Origin of the sequence: Sulfitobacter dubius (genome assembly GCF_027214245.1) — a bacterium.
Lineage (GTDB): Bacteria > Pseudomonadota > Alphaproteobacteria > Rhodobacterales > Rhodobacteraceae > Sulfitobacter > Sulfitobacter dubius_A.
The window spans coordinates 490,050-507,581 of the sequence record NZ_JAPWHM010000003.1; the positions used below are offsets into that span (position 1 = coordinate 490,050).

Annotated in this window: 13 protein-coding genes; 6 read left to right on the plus strand and 7 right to left on the minus strand. The window is 61.1% G+C overall.

The features are described 5' to 3' along the window. Window position 1: 1 nt before the first annotated feature. A complete protein-coding gene (locus tag O4H31_RS09495; protein WP_269345138.1) occupies window positions 2–1,834 on the minus strand; it encodes an ABC transporter ATP-binding protein in 1,833 nt (610 codons plus the stop codon). A gap of 313 nt (window positions 1,835–2,147) precedes the next feature. Here O4H31_RS09495 and O4H31_RS09500 point away from each other — a divergent pair, with 313 nt between their 5' ends. The 4 genes from O4H31_RS09500 to O4H31_RS09515 all read left to right on the plus strand — a co-directional run bounded on the left by O4H31_RS09500 (window position 2,148) and on the right by O4H31_RS09515 (window position 7,299). Then, entirely contained in the window at window positions 2,148–3,869 is a 1,722-nt protein-coding gene (locus tag O4H31_RS09500) for a peptide ABC transporter substrate-binding protein (RefSeq protein ID WP_269345139.1), read from the plus strand. 120 nt (window positions 3,870–3,989) lie between these two features. After that, a complete protein-coding gene (locus O4H31_RS09505; protein WP_067630270.1) occupies window positions 3,990–5,027 on the plus strand; it encodes an ABC transporter permease in 1,038 nt (345 codons plus the stop codon). Further along, the gene (locus O4H31_RS09510) at window positions 5,020–6,018 is read left to right on the plus strand and encodes an ABC transporter permease (protein WP_269345143.1); all 999 of its coding nucleotides are present in this window, start codon (window positions 5,020–5,022) and stop codon (window positions 6,016–6,018) included. The genes O4H31_RS09505 and O4H31_RS09510 overlap by 8 nt, the downstream gene beginning before the upstream one ends. 207 nt (window positions 6,019–6,225) lie before the next feature. Beyond that, window positions 6,226–7,299: a YeeE/YedE family protein gene (locus O4H31_RS09515; protein WP_269345145.1), complete on the plus strand. Its 1,074-nt coding sequence runs from the start codon at window positions 6,226–6,228 to the stop codon at window positions 7,297–7,299. Here the strand turns inward: O4H31_RS09515 and O4H31_RS09520 are convergent. The 4 genes from O4H31_RS09520 to O4H31_RS09535 all read right to left on the minus strand — a co-directional run bounded on the left by O4H31_RS09520 (window position 7,235) and on the right by O4H31_RS09535 (window position 12,701). Then, a complete protein-coding gene (locus O4H31_RS09520; protein ID WP_269345147.1) occupies window positions 7,235–8,503 on the minus strand; it encodes a DUF3422 family protein in 1,269 nt (422 codons plus the stop codon). The two genes, O4H31_RS09515 and O4H31_RS09520, sit on opposite strands and share 65 nt — an antisense overlap. A gap of 218 nt (window positions 8,504–8,721) precedes the next feature. Continuing rightward, entirely contained in the window at window positions 8,722–10,155 is a 1,434-nt protein-coding gene (locus O4H31_RS09525) for an NAD(P)(+) transhydrogenase (Re/Si-specific) subunit beta (RefSeq protein ID WP_269345150.1), read from the minus strand. Between the two features lie 13 nt (window positions 10,156–10,168). After that, on the minus strand, window positions 10,169–11,743 hold the full coding sequence (locus O4H31_RS09530; protein WP_269345151.1) for a Re/Si-specific NAD(P)(+) transhydrogenase subunit alpha: 1,575 nt from the start codon (window positions 11,741–11,743) through the stop codon (window positions 10,169–10,171). Between the two features lie 241 nt (window positions 11,744–11,984). Next, window positions 11,985–12,701, minus strand: a complete 717-nt coding sequence (locus O4H31_RS09535; protein ID WP_269345152.1) for a porin — start codon at window positions 12,699–12,701, stop codon at window positions 11,985–11,987. A gap of 233 nt (window positions 12,702–12,934) precedes the next feature. Between O4H31_RS09535 and O4H31_RS09540 the strand changes: the two genes are divergently transcribed. Together O4H31_RS09540 and O4H31_RS09545 are read left to right on the plus strand one after the other, a co-directional pair. Further along, window positions 12,935–13,687, plus strand: coding sequence for an SDR family NAD(P)-dependent oxidoreductase (locus O4H31_RS09540; protein ID WP_269345154.1), 753 nt, complete (start codon window positions 12,935–12,937; stop codon window positions 13,685–13,687). Window positions 13,688–13,731: 44 nt separating this feature from the next. Next, complete coding sequence (locus O4H31_RS09545) at window positions 13,732–14,316, plus strand: REP-associated tyrosine transposase (protein ID WP_269345156.1); 585 nt, start codon at window positions 13,732–13,734, stop codon at window positions 14,314–14,316. Between the two features lie 215 nt (window positions 14,317–14,531). On the opposite strand, the gene O4H31_RS09550 is transcribed toward O4H31_RS09545, so the two are convergent. Both O4H31_RS09550 and O4H31_RS09555 read right to left on the minus strand, forming a co-directional pair. After that, the gene (locus tag O4H31_RS09550; protein ID WP_269345158.1) at window positions 14,532–15,314 is read right to left on the minus strand and encodes a gamma-glutamyl-gamma-aminobutyrate hydrolase family protein; all 783 of its coding nucleotides are present in this window, start codon (window positions 15,312–15,314) and stop codon (window positions 14,532–14,534) included. Between the two features lie 52 nt (window positions 15,315–15,366). Continuing rightward, a complete protein-coding gene (locus O4H31_RS09555; RefSeq protein WP_269345160.1) occupies window positions 15,367–17,532 on the minus strand; it encodes a malate synthase G in 2,166 nt (721 codons plus the stop codon).

A 17,532-nucleotide genomic window follows, 5' to 3' on the forward strand; every position in this document is an offset into this window, starting at 1 on the left:
TTCAATAGCCACTGTCGGTGGTCAGCACATGGTGGCCCGGCTCCACTTCGCGGTAGACCGAAGGCTCGGCCCGATAGCTGACAGGGTGGATCGGCGAGGGAATCGGTTTGAAGTTCAAGTCCTTCTCGGACTTGCGGCGCCGCGGATCGGCGATCGGCACGGCCTTCATCAGCGCTTGGGTATAGGGGTGCTGCGGGTTCTCAAACACCCGCTGGCGCGAGCCCATCTCGACGATGCGCCCCAGATACATGACGCCGACGTAGTGGCTCACCCGCTCCACAACCGCCATGTCGTGGCTAATAAAGAGGAACGACAGTTCCATCTCGGCCTGAAGCTCCATCATCAGGTTGAGCACCTGCGCCTGCACAGACACATCAAGGGCCGAGACCGCTTCATCCGCGATGATCAGCTTGGGGTTCAGCGCAAGCGCGCGGGCGATAGCGACCCGTTGGCGCTGACCGCCCGACAGCTCATGCGGGAAGCGGCGCATGAAGCTGCGCGGCAATTCCACCCGGTCGAAGAGCATCTCAATCCGCTTAGTAATTTCGGCCCCTTTGAGGGTCGCGAAATTGTGGATCGGCTCGGCCACCTGATCGGCCAGCTGCATCTGCGGGTTGAGCGAGGCGAAGGGATCCTGAAAGATCATCTGCATGTCGAGCCGCGCGGTGCGCAAGGCTGATTGGTCCAGAGACATGATGTCGACACCGTCAAGGTTCACCTCCCCCGACATCGGCTCCACCAGCCGCAGGATCGATCGTCCGGCGGTGGATTTGCCACAGCCCGATTCGCCCACGAGGCTCAGCGTCTGACCTTTGTTGAGGGTAAAAGACAGGTCTTCGACCGCATGCACATTGGCCACGGTGCGCCGCAGGAAACCGCCCTGCACCGGGAAGCGCGTGGTCAGGTTCTTGACTGACAAGAGCACCTCTTCGCGGCCCTTGATCGGAACGATTTCCTTGTCCTCACTGCCCAAAAGCTTCATCGGCTCAGGGTATGGCTTGCCCGTCATCTCGCCCAATTTCGGCACGGCGGCCAAGAGCGCTTTGGTATAGGGATGCTGCGGGTTCTCAAAGATCTCCTCGACGGTGCCTTCCTCGACCTTCTTGCCGCGGAACATGACGACGACCCGGTCAGCCATCTGCGCCACCACGGCCATGTCATGGGTGATGAACATCACCGCCGTGCCGGTTTCGCGCTTTAGCCGGTCCATCAGGGCGAGGATTTCGGCCTGAATCGTCACGTCGAGCGCGGTGGTAGGCTCATCCGCGATCAACAGGCGCGGCTCGCAGGCCAGCGCCATGGCGATCACCACGCGCTGGCGCATACCGCCCGAAAGCTCATGCGGATACTGCTTCAACCGGCGCTCAGGCTCGGGGATGCGGACCTGCCGCATCAATTCCAGCGCGCGGTCCTCGGCCTGTTGCCGGGACATGTTCAAATGCAGGCGCAGGCCCTCGGTCATCTGCTTTCCGATGGTAAAAACGGGGTTCAGCGCGGTCATCGGCTCTTGGAAGATCATGCCGATTTCATTGCCGCGAATCTTGCGCATGAGGCTACCGCTGCTGGCCGCCAGATCGACCTGCCCCTTTTCACCACGCTCAAAAAGGAGGCGCCCGCCTGCAATTTCACCGCCGCCGTATTCGACCAGCCGCATCAGCGACAGCGAAGACACCGATTTGCCCGATCCCGATTCCCCGACGACGCAAACCGTCTCACCGGGGTTGATGTCGAAACTGACATCTTCGACGCCGACAACGGGGCCATCTTTGGTTTGAAATTCGACGCGCAGGCCCTGAATTTGGGCGATTGGCGCTCCGTTTGCGTGATCCAGCATCTGTTTCCCTGTTGTTTTTATTGGCGCAGATTTTGCCTGACGCTACGGCGAATGTCATGAGACTGTCAAACCTGACGCTGGCAGTTTGCGCTTTGTCATATTTGCGCCATGTCCGGCCTTGCAATTCTCGGGAAACCTGTTTCGATATGACACATGCGGTTTGGAAAGAACGCTTCGATCACAGGTTGAATATTACTTGTTTTGTTATGTTTAGCTGGTGAAGCTCATGTTCTTTCTGGGGCGACTACAACAAGGCGGGGGCAATCTCGTCGACAATAAGTGGCACGTCCACGTGTCCAACATGGAGTAAGATATGAAATTGAAGACCCTATTGATGGGGGCTGTCGCATCGACTGCGTTTGCCCCTATGGCCTTTGCAGAAGCCCATGAGGGCGAGCGTGGCCGCGACGGCGAAGTCAAAATCATCTATTGGCAGGCGCCTTCGATCCTGAACCCCTATCTGTCGAGCGGTACGAAGGACGTCGAAGCGTCCTCGCTGATCCTCGAACCCCTTGGCCGCTATGACGAAACCGGCGCGCTGGTCCCCTATCTGGCGAACGAAATTCCGACACTTGAAAACGGCGGCGTGAGCGAAGACCTCAAGACCATCACATGGAAGCTGAAAGATGGGCTGATGTGGTCCGACGGCACCCCCGTCACCGCCAATGATGTCAAATTCACCGCTGATTACTGCATGAACCCCGAAGGCGGCTGCGCGCAGTTAGCCAAATTCGAAGGTGTTTCCTCGGTTGATGTGGTCGACGACCAAACGGTCAAGGTTACCTTCTCCGAGCCGATGCCGAACCCCTACGGCCCCTTCATGGGCGGCCAGTCCCCGATCATTCAGGCGGCGCAGTTTGCCGATTGTACCGGCGCCAAGGCGCCCGAGTGTACCGAAGCGAACTTTAACCCCATCGGCACCGGCCCCTTCACCGTCACTGAGTTCCGCCCGAACGACGTGATCACCATGGCCGCGAACGAAAATTACCGCGACCCGAGCAAGCCTGCATTCGCCACGCTGACCTTCAAAGGTGGCGGTGACGCGACAGCTGCGGGCCGTGCCGTGATGGAAACCGGTGAGTTCGACTACGCCTGGAACCTGCAATTGGCCCCCGATGTCATCGCCAAGATGGCCGAAGGCGGCAAGGGCAAGCCGATGTCGGCTTTCGGCACGCTGGTTGAGCGTCTGGAACTGAACATGACAGACCCCTCCCCGGACCTGCCGGAAGGTGAGCGCGCCACAGCCAAGCACCCGCATCCATTCCTCACTGATGAGAGCGTCCGCCGGGCACTGTCGATGGCGATTGACCGCGAACTGCTGGTCGAAGTCGGCTACGGCCAAGCGGGCCGCGCCACCTGTAACATGGTGCCCGCGCCAGAGCTTTACGCCTCCGACAACACCGACTGCCTGACCCAAGACATCGAAGGCGCCAAGGCGCTCTTGGACGAAGCGGGCTGGGTTGACAGCGATGGCGACGGCATCCGCGAAAAAGACGGCGTGAAACTGGAAATTCTTTACCAGACTTCGACCAACGCCGTGCGTCAGGACTTCCAAGCGCTGATCAAAGATTGGTGGAGCCAGATCGGCGTTGAAACCGAATTGCGCAACATCGATTCTTCGGTCTTCTTCGGTGGCGACCCCGGTTCGACCGACACGTTCCAGCGTTTCTATGCAGACGTTGAAATGTACGCCAACAACTTCGATGGCACCGACCCGCAAAGCTACCTTGCCCAACGGACCTGCGCCAAATTCCCAAGCCCGGAAACACAGTGGCAGGGTGAGAACATCAACCGCTTCTGCGAAGAAGAGTATGATGCGATGGTGGCCGAACTGGGCCGTACCGGCGAAATGGAAAAACGTGGCGAACTGGCCAAAAAGCTGAACGACATGCTGACCAAGGACAGCTACTCGATCCTGCCGCTGGTTGACCGTGGTCGCGTCTCGGCTGCCTCCAACACCCTTGGTGGCGTTGTGCTGAACACATGGGACTCCGAGCTGTGGAATGCCGCCGATTGGTACCGCATGGAAGAGTGATCTAGGACGGAGGCGCGGCATGCTGCGCCTCCCTTCACCGACCTTTGGGGGGTGTGCGCCATCCGCACGCCCCCCTCTCGCCCCCACCCCCTCACAGACTGACTTACAAAGGCGACGCCAATGTTGACCTTCACCATCCGACGACTTCTTTTGTCGATCCCGACGCTTTTGTTTATCAGCCTGGTGATTTTCCTGCTGCTGCAACTCGCCCCCGGCGACCCGATGGCCCAAGTGCCGCTGACGGTCCCGCCCGAGGTGAAAGAGAAGATGCGCGAGGCGCTCGGCCTCGGCCAGCCGATCTATATCCAATATTGGAAATGGCTCGTGCAGGTCTTCTGGATCGAGCCGCAGGTTTTCATCGACTATCTCACCAACCGCTCTGCCCTGTTTAGCTGGCTGCCCGACACCAACCTGTCGGACGGCAAGCTGCGCGTGATCTCTTGGCAGACCCGTTCGCCTGTAATGGACATCGTGATCCAGCGCATGCCGCAGACCCTTTGGGTCGTGGGGCTGGCCTATATCGTGGGCATCGTTATCGCCATTCCGATCGGCATCTATTCGGCCTACCGTCACTACTCGGTCTTCGATCAGGCCGGGACGTTCATCACCATGATCGGCTTCTCGATCCCGCCCTTCTTCACCGGGCCTCTGTTGATCGTGATCTTCTCGGTCTCGCTGGGGTGGCTGCCGTCGATCTATGACACGACACATGTCGTGAACGACTGGGAAAGCTTCAAGGTGCAGTTCTTTCAGATGATCATGCCGGTGATGGTGCTGGCGCTGCAAACCACGGCGCAGATCAGCCGCTACATGCGCGGTGCCATGCTCGACAACCTCAACCAAGACTACGTGCGCACTGCCCGCGCCAAGGGGCTGAAGGAAAGCGTCGTCGTCATGGTCCATGTGCTGCGCAACTCGATGATCCCGGTGGTCACCATCATCGCGCTTGGCATGCCCGCCATCTTTGGCGGCGCCATCATCACCGAGAACGTCTTCAAGGTGAATGGCATCGGCCAGCTTCTGTTGACCGCGCTGCGTGCCAACGATCTGCCCATGGTGATGACCCTGACCTTTATCTTTGCGGTGTTGATCGTTCTGTTCAACCTGATCGCAGATATCCTCTACGGCCTGCTTGACCCAAGGATCCGTTATGACTGAGCAACCCATTCCCGCCAGCCCGGTCGAAGCCGACCTCGAATTCATGAAAGCCCTGCAAGACAAGGGCCCGCAGAAGCCCCCGCGCAGCCAGTGGCGCGATGTTTGGGACCAGTTCCGCAAGCACAAGGGTGCGCTCTTTGGCGGCTCCTTCCTGATCTTCATCACACTCGCGGTGATCTTTGGCCCCTATATCTGGGACATTGACGCCAAGAAACTGGACATTCGCAACAAGGATTGGCGGCCGATCTATACCCTCCTTTGGGACGGGGACGCCAAGGCGGGCTGGAGCCATCCCTTCGGCACCGACCAACTGGGCCGCGACATCCTTGCGCAGATGCTCTTTGGCGGGCGCGTGTCGATGGCGGTGGGCTGGATGGCCATGGCGCTGGCGCTGGTTATCGGTACTGCAATCGGCGTGCTTTCGGGCTTTTTCAAGCGGATGGACTTCTGGCTCATGCGCTTCACCGACCTGATCCTGAGCCTGCCGATCCTGCCGCTGGTGCTTTTGGCGGTAACACTCTTCGGGCAACCGCTGCGCTCGCAGTTTGGGCCTGAGGGCGGCATGTTCATTCTCATCGTTTCGGTGATCAGCCTGACCTCTTGGATGCAGACGGCGCGGATCGTGCGCGGCGATATTCTGGCGCTGAAGGAACGTGAGTTCATCCTTGCCGCCCGCTCTATCGGCACCACGCCGGGCAAGATTATCCGCCGGCACCTGCTGCCCAACGTGATCTCGCCGATCATGGTCTCGGCCACCCTTGGCCTTGCCACGGCGATCATCACTGAAAGCGCACTGTCCTTCCTCGGTGTCGGCTTTCCGTCGGACTTCCCCACATGGGGCAAGCAACTGGCCGACGCAGTGGACCGCATGCAGGAGTTTCCCGAGCGCGTGATGCTGCCCGGCATCGCCATCTCGCTGACCGTGCTGGCGGTGAACTACCTTGGCGATGGTCTGCGCGACGCGCTTGATCCGCGCATTCGCGGACGCTGAGCCAAATAAGGACCGACCGGCGCCCGCCCATCGCGACGGGGGCCGGTTGTTTCGCGGCCCCTGACGCAGGGTGAACAGCGTCGCCCATTTCTCCATCAAAACAGAAATAATTTCGCTGACGCCGGAGGCCCCCACGTCAGCTTTCACTTGATTGTGACCCCCAGCCCCTCCAAATGGGAAATAATTCCGTTTTCGAGGGTTTTCGCGATGTTTGAGTCTTTCGGCTTTGAAGAGACGACAGCAAAAGAGGCGTCCGTTCTGCTGGCGGCGCTCATCGGGCTGGCGTTTGGCGTCTTGGCACAGCGCACGCGCTTTTGCTTTCGCCGCAGCCTCGTGGGCGAAGACCGGCGTCAAGCGCTCGGGGTCTGGCTCACCGCGTTGGCGCTGGCGGTGATCGGCACGCAGGCCGCCGTGGCCGCGGGTTGGATCAGTTTCGACGCGCATCGCTTTATGACCAGTGACGTGCCGTTTCTGGCGATTGGCATCGGCGGGCTGCTGTTCGGCGCGGGCATGGTGCTTACGCGCGGCTGCATCTCGCGCCTCACGGTGCTGACAGGCGGCGGCAACCTGCGCGGGGCGCTGGTGGTGCTGGTCTTTGCCGTGGTGGCCCATGCCACACTCAAAGGGGTTCTGGCCCCGCTGCGCGTGGCGCTTGGGTCCGTGACCGTCGACATGGGCGACAGCGTGAGCCTTGCTGCCCTGCCCGGCGGTGCGCTGGTTTGGGGCGGTCTGATCGCCGTGGCGGCGCTGGCCTATGCGCTGCGCTCGGGCAACCGTCCGGGGCAGTTGGTGATGGCCGCTTTGATCGGGCTTTTGGTCCCTGCCGCTTGGGTCGGCACCGGGTATATCCTGCTGGATGAATTCGATCCGATCGCGATGGAAAGCCTCAGCTTCACCTCGCCCTCTGCCGATACTCTATTCTGGACCATCGCCAGCAGTTCGATCCCCGCGGGCTTTGGCACCGGGCTTTTGGGCGGCGTGTTTGTCGGCGCGCTGGTCGCCAGCCTTATCGCACGAGAGTTTCAGTGGCAGAGCTTTGAAGCCCCGCGCCAAACCGGGCGCTACCTGACCGGGGCGGCCATGATGGGCGTGGGCGGTGTGCTGGCCGGCGGCTGCACCTTGGGCGCGGGCCTTTCGGGTGTCCCCACGCTTTCCGTTGCGGCCATCGAAGCCATCGTGATGATCGCATTGGGCGGGCTGGCCATGCAGGCGTTGCTCAGCCGATCTTCCGCCGCAGGTGGCGCAGCGTCCACCACACGCCAAGCACAACCGGCACGGTGACCACGGCGGTCAGCAACCCTTTGCTGACCTCCAGCGGCTCTGCCAGCGGGTAGAGCAGATAACTGACCAGTGACACCGCGTAGTAGCTGATCGCCACAACCGACAGCCCCTCGACCGTATGCTGTAGCCGCAATTGCAAGTCGGCGCGGCGGTCCATGCTGCCAAGGATCGCTTGGTTCTGGGCCGAGCGTTCCACATCCACCCGCGTGCGCAAAAGGTCTGCAGCCCTCAGCGCGCGGGCTGCGATGGTTTGCAGCCGCGTTTCGGTCGATTTCACCGTGCGCATGGCAGGGGCATAGCGGCGCATCATGAATTCCCCGAACCCCTGCCGCCCCATGAAACGCGCTTCGCGCAGGGCTGAGATACGCTCATAGACGATGGCCTCATAAGCGCCCGTGGCGGCGAAGCGATAGGCGGTTTCCGCCGTCAGCGCCTCTAGCGCGACCGAGACATCAAGCAGCGCATGCAGCGTCTCTTCCGCCGCCGTGCCCGCCCCGCTGCGCATGGCCTCCATGAGGGTGGAGAGCTGCCCATCCAGATCATTCAGCGCCGTTGCCATTTCTCGCGCCTGCATGAAGCCCAGCATCGACATGGCCTTATAGGTCTCGATCTCGCACAGCCGTTGCACGATCCGCCCGATCCGCCGTTGCCCGGTCGCGGCATCGGTAAAGAGCGCCAGCCGCAGATGCCCCGCGGGATCAATGCGGAAATCGCTGGCCACCACCGCCGCGCCGTCCAGCACCTCAGCCACGGCGAGGCTTTCCGGTACGAACCAGTCTTGCAGGTGGTCTGCAATCTCCTCATCCACCGTGGATTTCGGCAAAACTGCCAGCAGCGCCGATGTGATCCGTTCCCCCTGTATCTCTGACAACCAATCATCGGGAAAGGCATCGAAATCCGACGCGGCAAAAGGCGCAGAGCGGCCAGCAGGGGCAATCACCGTATAGGTGACGAATTCCGTATGCTGCTCCCATTTCAGGGTGAAACGTCCCATCTCGCCATAGTAATGCGTCGCTTCTGCATCCGCCCGCGGCGCGCCGTAGTGGGCCAAGAGAGCGTTCAACTCCCCCTGTGCAACTGCGCCCGGGGCCAGCTTCACAGCCAGAAACGCAACCCGCGAAGGGGCCGAAAGCTGCGGGAAGGGGCGCGCGTGCATTTCACCGGTGAGGGCAAGCCGCTGGGGATGGTCTTTGATCGGGGCCATGGCGGAGTCCGCTGCTTAAGATGTCATGTTCCGGAGAGGATAGCGCCAATGGCGCCAATGAACAGATAAAAAATGACATGTTTTCATATACTTAATGTGTACCGACGTATACCGCCCATAGAAACGGCAAACGCCCCACCGTTTCTGGCGGGGCGTTTAAGATGTATAGGTCGGGAATTTTTTAAAAATTCCCGGTCGTTTTCTTTTAAAGAAAACGATTAGTCGATCAGTGGCAGCAGTTTATCAAGGCTGGCTTTCGCATCACCGTAGAACATCCGCGTGTTTTCCTTGAAGAACAGCGGGTTCTCGATCCCCGAATAGCCCGTGCCCTGCCCGCGCTTGGAGACGAAGACCGTCTTGGCCTTCCAGCATTCCAGCACCGGCATACCAGCGATGGGGCTGTTGGGGTCTTCCTGAGCGGCAGGGTTCACGATGTCGTTGGAGCCAATGACAATCGCCACGTCGGTGTTGGGGAAATCATCGTTGATCTCATCCATCTCCATCACGATGTCATAGGGCACCTTGGCCTCGGCCAGCAGCACGTTCATGTGCCCGGGCAGACGGCCCGCCACCGGGTGGATGGCGAAACGGACGTTCTTGCCCTTGGCACGCAGCTTCTTGACCAATTCGCTGACCGCGCCTTGGGCCTGAGCCACCGCCATGCCGTAGCCGGGGATGATGATGACACTGTCGGCCTCGTTGAGCGCCTGTGCGACACCGTCGGCCTCGATCGCCACCTGCTCGCCCTCGACTTCCATTGCCGGGCCAGAGGTCCCGCCAAAGCCGCCGAGGATAACGCTGATGAACGAACGGTTCATCGCCTTACACATGATGTAGCTCAGGATCGCCCCCGAAGAGCCGACCAACGCGCCGACCACGATCAGCAGATCGTTGCCAAGCGAGAAGCCAATCGCCGCTGCGGCCCAGCCGGAGTAGCTGTTGAGCATCGACACGACGACTGGCATGTCGGCACCGCCGATGCCCATGATCAGGTGATAGCCGATGAAGAGTGCGGCCAGCGTCAGCACGAACAGCGGCAAAAAGCCCCCGGTGTTGAAGTACCAGATCAGGCAGAGCAGCGAGAGTGCTGCCGCAGCGGCGTTGAGCATGTGACCGCCCGGCAGTTTCGTCGCCGCCGAGCTGACGCGGCCCGCCAGTTTGCCATAGGCGATGACAGAGCCGGTGAAGGTCACGGCACCGATGAAGATGCCGAGCACGAGTTCGACCCGCAGGATTGCGATCTCGACACTGTCCTTCTTGGCCAAGAGCGCGGCGAAGCCTTCGGTCGACGCGCGCGCCACCTCGTCCATCGCCAGCACGTTGCCCAGTTCGATATGGGCGTTATAGCCAACGAAAACCGCCGCGAGGCCCACAAGGCTGTGCATCGCCGCGACCAGTTCGGGCATCTGCGTCATCTGCACGCGGGTGGCCAATTGGTAGCCGATCGCCCCGCCTGCCGCGATCAGGATCAGCGAGAGGAGCCAGAACCCCGCCCCCGGCCCGATCAACGTGGCAACAACCGCCAGCGCCATGCCTGCGATGCCATACCAGACGGCGCGTTTGGCGCTTTCCTGACCCGACAGACCGCCCAAGCTAAGGATGAAGAGAACCGCTGCAACCACATAGGCTGCTGTCGTAAATCCGTATTCCATGATGCGTGCTCCTTCAGGATTTCTGGAACATGGCGAGCATGCGCCGTGTCACGAGGAAGCCGCCAAAGATGTTGATCCCACACATGAAGACCGACAGAGCAGCAAGAATAATGACCAATGCCGAGTTCGAGCCGATCTGCATCAGCGCGCCCAGAATGATGATCGAAGAGATCGCGTTGGTCACCGCCATCAGCGGCGTATGCAGGCTGTGCGCCACGCCCCAGATCACTTGGAAACCGACAAAGACCGCCAGTACAAAAACGATGAAGTGCTGCATGAAGCTGGCCGGGGCGACGAGGCCGACACCGAGCAGCAGCGCCGCGCCTACGGCCAAGAGCGTGACTTGGTTCTTGGTCTGCGCTTTGAAAGCAGCCAATTCGTCAGCACGCTTCTCTTCCGGGGTCTTTTCTTTAACCTTTTCCTTCTTCGGTGCCGCCGCGATGGCCGCGACCTTGGGCGGTGGAGGCGGGAAGGTCACTTCTTTTTCGTGGGTGATGGTCGCGCCCCGGATCACGTCATCTTCCATGTCGTGATTGATGACACCGTCTTTTTCGGGCGTCAGGTCCGTCATCAGATGGCGGATGTTGGTGGCGTAGAGTGTCGAGGCCTGCGTCGCCATGCGCGAGGGGAAATCGGTGTAGCCGATAATCGTGACACCGTTGTCGGTGACCACCTTCTCGTCCATCTTGGTGAGCTTGCAGTTGCCGCCCTTTTCTGCCGCCAGATCAACGATCACGGAGCCGGGCTTCATCGCCTGCACCATGTCTTCGGTCCAAAGCTCTGGCGCTTCGCGGTTGGGGATCAGCGCCGTGGTGATGACGATGTCCACATCAGGCGCCAATTCGCGGAACTTGGCCAATTGCGCTTCGCGGAATTCGGGGCTGGAAACAGAGGCATAACCGCCCGAAGCCGACCCATCGGCCTGTTCTTCTTCGAAGTCGAGATAGACAAACTCGGCGCCCATCGATTCGACCTGTTCGGCCACTTCGGGGCGCACGTCGAACGCGAGCGTGATGGCCCCCAGCGAGGTCGATGTGCCGATGGCGGCAAGACCTGCAACACCCGCGCCGACGACCAGCACCTTGGCTGGGGGTACCTTGCCCGCCGCCGTGATCTGACCGGTGAAGAAACGGCCAAAGTTGTTGCCCGCCTCAATGACCGCACGGTAGCCCGCGATATTCGCCATGGAGGACAGCGCGTCCATCTTCTGGGCGCGGCTGATGCGCGGCACCATGTCCATCGCCATGACGGTCGCGCCTTTGGCGGCGGCGGCCTCCATCAGATCTTTGTTGCCCGCAGGGTTGAACATGGAAATGAGCGTCTGGCCCGCGCGCAGGCGCTTGACCTCGGCGTCAGACGGCGGGCGCACCTTGGCAACCACATCGGCGGCCTTGTAGAGAGCGGCGGCGGTGTTCACCACCTCGACGCCTGCGCCCTCATATGCGGCATCGTCAAAGCCCGCAGCCGCACCGGCGCCGGTTTCAATAACGCATGTATGCCCAAGCTTTTGCAGTTGCAGCGCGCTGTCCGGCGTCATTGCGACCCGGTTCTCGCCCTCAAATATTTCCTTTGGTGTCCCGATCTTCAAACCAAGAGTCCCCCTTTGCTGGCCCGTCACGCCGCTTTGGCGCAACTTTGTTAGTCAGAGCGATAGCGCGCGCGCAGCAATAGTACAAGCAAGCCGCTACGTGAAACGGAGCAAAATTGCTGCGCTGCGACACTGAGAGAACGGTTTGCTGTTTTCGGAGCGGAGATAGAACGGCCGTTCTAGACCGCGCCAATGGCATGGCCCGAGGGCCATACCAAATCGCCGACCCAATGCGTGGGTATCAGAGACCGGGGATCAGCCGGGCCAACCCGCGCTGGTCAAAGGTGGTCCCACGATCTGCACCAAAGGCGATCTCGCCGCCCAAGCCGACGAAGGGTTCCGAGACGTTGACGCCACCCGCTTCGGCCTTGGCCGAGCCGACCTCAAGGAACAGATTGGTGTTAACCGATACGTCGCGGTCAAGACGGATTGCGAACCGGGACAGATCGCCGGTGTCATCGTCGGCCATGTCATAAGAGCCTGTCAGGCCAAAGCCCTCCTGCATCTCATAGCGAGCTTTGATGCCGCCAAGCGTGGCATCGCCCAGATCCGTGTCGACATTGGCGATATAGCCCTCGAACTCCCATTCGCGGACTTCATAGCCAGCCTCGATCCCAAAGATATCGGCCTCATCGCCTTCGACGTCTTCAAAGGTGTAGAAAGCGCCGAGAGAGGTCGCGTCGTTCAGGTGATAGATGCCGTGCAGACCCAGCAGCGTGCTGTCGATATCGGTAAAGCCGAAATCATGATAGGCGGCATCGATTTGCAGGCTGAAATCGCGGCTGAACCCCAGTTCCATCGCGCCTTCGAGACCCCAGTGATTGAAATCGGTGTCTTCGGCAAAGGCCGAATAAGACAGCCCGACCGACCCGCCGGTGACTTCGACGGCGCCTGCCGTTGTCGCGCCCAATGCGAAGGACGCGGCCAGCGTCAGTGAGGAAATTTGCGAAAAATTCATGATACTGCTCCAATACAAAACAAGGCCCTGTGATCAGGTTACCTGCTGCAACCTGTGAGGGAATGTTTGTGCGGCTGCAAGGGCGGCTGTGCCCGCCCCAGACATTTGTGTCTGCGCCGCCACTACCCTGCGCCACTCGCCTGTGCTGCCCTTCAAATAACGCCCCGTTATCCGAAGCTGCCTCTTGTCCTGCCGCCGCCAGCGCGCCACCCTGCCCGTAAAGGGGAGGCATTATGACATTGCAAGACAAGCACGCATTCATCACCGGCGGTGGCACCGGCATCGGGCTCGCCATCGCGCAGGATCTGGCGGCCAAGGGCGCGCGGGTCACCATTACCGGGCGGCGGCAGGAAGTGCTTGACGCGGTGTCGGGCAATGGCATCACCGGCAGGGCGATGGACGTCCGCGACGAGGCGCAGGTCATCGACACGATCGCCCGCGCGGTAGAGGCCAATGGGCCGGTGCAAATCTGCGTGGCAAACGCTGGCGTGGCCGAGGGCCGGTCGCTGCATAAAACCGACCTCGATTTCTGGCGCGACATGATGGCGACCAATCTCGATGGCGCCTTTCTCACCATCCGCGAGAGCCTGAAATCCATGCGCCAGACCGATTGGGGCCGGGTGATCGCAGTGTCTTCCATGGCGGGGCTACGCGGGCTGCCTGGGGCGGCCTGCTACTCGGCCTCGAAACACGGGATGATCGGGCTGATCCGTTCGCTCAGTGAGGATTACATGGGCCAGCCCTTTACCTTCAACGCCCTCTGCCCCGGCTATGTCGATACCGAGATCATCGCGCGCAACACCCAAGCGATCTCCAAACGCGCAGGGCTGTCCGAGGAAAAGGCTCGTGATGTGATGGTCAACGCCAACCGCCACAAACGCCTGATCACCCCGTCTGAAGTGGCGGCGGCAGCGGCATGGCTGGTTGGCGAAGGCTCGGAAAGCATCAATGGTCAGTCGATCGAGATTGCAGGCGGGCAGATGTAGCAGCGTTAAGGGGAGTTTAACCAAGCTGCGCCAAACAGGGGGCCATGAGTGACCGTTTTTCATCCCATGGCCCGAACAGCTATTTCTTTACCCTGCGCCTTGCAAAGCGGGACGATGATGCGCTGTTGCGGCATATCACGGCCCTGCGCCAAGCGATGCGTGAGACCTTGGCGCGCAGACCGTTTCGGATTGAAGCCATCGCGGTCCTGCCGGATGTGATCCACACGGTTTGGACCCTGCCCCTGAATGATAATGACTACGGCAACCGCATCGGTATGTGGAAAGGGCGCTTTTCCAGACACCTCCCCCCAGCCCCACATCGCAGCCTGCAGCAGATCAAACGGGGCGAAAAAGGGATATGGCAGCGGCGTTTTTGGGAGCATCGGATACGCGATCACGCGGATTTCGAGCGCCAGTGCGATCTGGTGCACCTCAGTCCGGTGCATGCAGGATACTGTCAGCGGCCAGAGGCTTGGCCCTACAGTTCCTATTCCCGCGCCTGTTCTCGTCAGATCCCGCCGCAGGATCGGAAGGCGGACCATCTGGCGGAGGAGGCGGTCTTGGACGATGATGTAACGCCGCTCAGCCACGCGATGTCGCCCGCGCCCCTGAACCGCCTGCACAGTTGACTTGCTTGGCGGCAGATCACGGTGGCAGCCGATATCGTGGCCCCATCTTTCATGGCCCGTTTTCGACAGGGGATTAGGGTTTTATCGATGCGTAGCCCTGCGTCGCACCCTCGCATGAGAGACATCAGCCCCGCAGCGCCCATAGCATGCGCGGCCCGCGCTTATTCGGTCAGGGCCGCGCACCCCGTGAAAACCCCGCGGCCCGCCGCCCCGCTCTACTGCGCGGCAGTCATCACCGGCAGCGCCGAGCCATCCGCGGCCCAAGCCCGCACCGCGGCACCGAAATGTTCGAACAGCGGGCGCGAAACCGGGTCACTGGCCGCGTTCCACTCAGGATGCCATTGCACCGCGAGGGTAAAGCCCGGCGCGTCCTTGATGTAGATCGCCTCGGGCGTGCCATCATCCGCGTGGCCGTCGATCACCACGCGCGGGCCGGGTTCTTTGATCCCCTGCCCGTGCAGCGTGTTGGTCAGAACCTTTGATGCTCCCATCACATGATGAAAAACGCCGCCTTCGGTAAAGCTCACGTCGTGGCGCAGCTCAAATTTCTCTTCGATCGTACCGTCGGGGGGCATCCGGTGATTCATCCGCCCCGGCAGATCGCGTATCTCAGGGTAGAGCGAGCCCCCCATGGCCACGTTGACCTCCTGAAAACCACGGCACAGGCCAAGAAACGGTTGGCCGCGCGCCACACAGGCGCGCACCAGTGCCAGCGCCACGGCATCGCGGGCGCGGTCAAAAGCACCATGGGCCTCTGTTTCGGGCTCACCATATTCTTCGGGATGCACATTGGGGCGCCCGCCGGTCAACAGAAAGCCATCGCAGACCTCCAGCAATTCCTCGACCGAGACAAAGCGCGGATCGCTCGGCACGATCAGAGGCAGGCAGCCCGACACCTCGGCAATCGCTTCGGTGTTCATCTGCCCGCCCGCGTGGACGGGGTATTGATCGTTCAGCAGGTAGGAATTGCCAATGATACCAACGACGGGTCGGGCCATGAGTTACCTCTTTTTCACCATGGCCCGAACATAAGCGCTTCGCGCCGCGGCCTCAACCTCGGCTCTGCGCCTTCAACTCCAAACGCCGCGCATGGAGCACCGGTTCGGTATAGCCCGAGGGCTGTTCGCGCCCCTTCAGCACCAGATCGCAAGCGGCCTGAAAGGCCACCCCGTCAAAGCCGGGCGCCATCGGACGATAGCTAGGATCGCCCTCGTTTTGACGGTCCACCACGGCTGCCATTTTTTTAAGCGCAGCCTCGGCTTCTTCGCGGCTGATGACGCCGTGGTGCAGCCAGTTTGCCAAGGCTTGGGCCGAGATGCGGCAGGTGGCACGGTCTTCCATCAGGCCCACGTCGTTGATGTCGGGCACTTTGGAGCAGCCGACCCCCTGATCGATCCAGCGGACGACATAGCCCAGAATACCCTGCGCATTGTTCTCGATCTCGCGGGTGATTTCTTCGGTGCTAAGGTTGCGGCCTTCCATCACCGGGATGGTCAACAGTGCGCCGAGCGTGCCGCGCGCGCCACCCTCTTTGATTTCTTCTTGCCGCGCCAACACGTCAACCTTGTGGTAATGTGTAGCATGCAGCGTGGCCGCCGTGGGTGATGGCACCCATGCGCAATTGGCACCGGATTGGGGGTGGCCGATCTTCGCCTCCAGCATCTCGGCCATACGGTCTGGCATGGCCCACATGCCCTTGCCGATCTGCGCCCGCCCCTGCAATCCGCAGGCAAGGCCGATGTCGACGTTGCGGTCTTCATAGGCCGCGATCCAAGCGCTGTTCTTCATCTCGCCCTTGGGCACCATCGGCCCGGCTTCCATACTGGTGTGGATTTCGTCCCCTGTCCGGTCAAGAAAACCGGTGTTGATAAAGGCCACACGATGTTTCGCGGCCCGGATACATTCGGCGAGGTTGGCGCTGGTGCGGCGCTCTTCGTCCATGATACCCAGCTTTACAGTATATTGCGGCAGGCCGAGCGTCTTTTCCACATGGGTGAAAATCTCATCGGCAAAGGCCACTTCCTCGGGTCCATGCATCTTGGGTTTCACCACATAGACACTGCCGGTGACCGAATTGCCGCCCTCGCGATTTAGGTCGTGGATCGCGATCAATGTGGTGATCATGGCATCCATCAGCCCTTCGCCAATCTCATGCCCCGCGCGGTCGAGCACGGCGGGGTTGGTCATCAGATGGCCGACATTGCGAACCAACATCAAAGAGCGGCCCTTCAACGTCACTTCACCGCCATCCGGCGCGGTAAAGCTCCAGTCATCGGCCATGCGGCGGGTGACGGTCTGGCCACCCTTTTCAAAGGTTTCTGCAAGATCGCCCTTCATCAGCCCCAGCCAATTGCCATAGGCCAGTACCTTGTCCTCGGCGTCCACCGCCGCGACGCTGTCTTCGCAGTCCATGATGGTCGACAGCGCGGACTCGATGACCACATCGGCGACGCTGGCGGGATCGTCTTTGCCAATCGCATGGTCCGGGTCGATCTTGATCTCAATATGCAGCCCGTTGTTGCGCAAGAGGATCGCATCTGGCGCTTCTGCCGCGCCCCGGTAGCCCGCAAACTGCGCCGGATCGGCCAAACCGCAGGGGGCCGCATCCTGAGACATCACACCTTCGAGATGCCCGTCCACAACGCGGTAACCCGCCAAATCTGCGTGGCTGCCCGCAGAGAGCGGCACCGCGTCATCCAAAAAGGCCTTTGCCCGCGCCACCACCCGCGCACCACGTTCGGCGTCATAGCCCTTGCCCGTCGGCAAATTACCCAGTGCATCAGTGCCGTAGAACGCATCATACAGGCTCCCCCAGCGCGCATTGGCGGCGTTCAGCGCGAAACGAGCATTGGTGATCGGCACCACAAGCTGCGGCCCGGGCACCTGCGCGATCTCGGGGTCTACGTTCTGCGTCTCAATCTGAAAATCCGGCCCTTCGGGCAAGAGGTAACCAATCTCGCGTAGGAAGGCGGTATAGCTTTCCGCGTCATGCGGCTGACCTGCGCGGGTGCGGTGCCAGTCGTCGATCTTGGCCTGAAGCTCGGCACGCCTCTCCAGCAGCGCGCGGTTCTTCGGCCCAAGATCATGCACGAGGTCCGACAGGCCCGCCCAGAAAACATCCGCTTCTACATCGGTGCCCGGCAGGGCCGAACCTTCAATGAACTCAACCAGTTCGGGGTCTACCTGCAAACCGTTTTTGTCAACTCTACCCGTCAT